1 pseudogene is annotated in these 324 nt (G+C 42.6%); it reads right to left on the bottom strand.

Annotated elements, in window-relative coordinates:
• Positions 1–25: 25 nt before the first annotated feature.
• Positions 26–324: pseudogene (locus tag AB4585_RS29280) on the bottom strand (Tol-Pal system protein TolB); the annotation flags it as partial.

Raw genomic sequence — 324 nt, 5'->3', positions numbered from 1 at the left:
CCTTATTGTATAAAAAGTAACGTCGTTACAAAAACGGTGACCAGGCGGGTGCTCTTACACGCCCATTGGTTGCTGGTAGTCTGGCTTTAAACCGTCCATCAATTGAAACCATCGATAGCACATTGTTTTTATTATACATTGAGCTGTATATCACCATTCCTCCATTTGGAGCTATGCTCGGAGACTCGTCGAGTAGTGTTTTTGTTAACACTTGAACGGCTCCAGTCTCCAAATCCTGTTTTGCCAAATTGAAACCTGAAGAAGACTGATTCACCATAATCATGAAACGTCCATCAGGAGTAATCTGGCCTCCCAAATTTTGGC

This window comes from Vibrio sp. 10N.222.49.C9, from assembly GCF_041474985.1.
In the GTDB taxonomy this organism is placed as follows: domain Bacteria; phylum Pseudomonadota; class Gammaproteobacteria; order Enterobacterales; family Vibrionaceae; genus Vibrio; species Vibrio crassostreae_C.
This window is presented reverse-complemented; position numbering and strand designations above follow the sequence as displayed.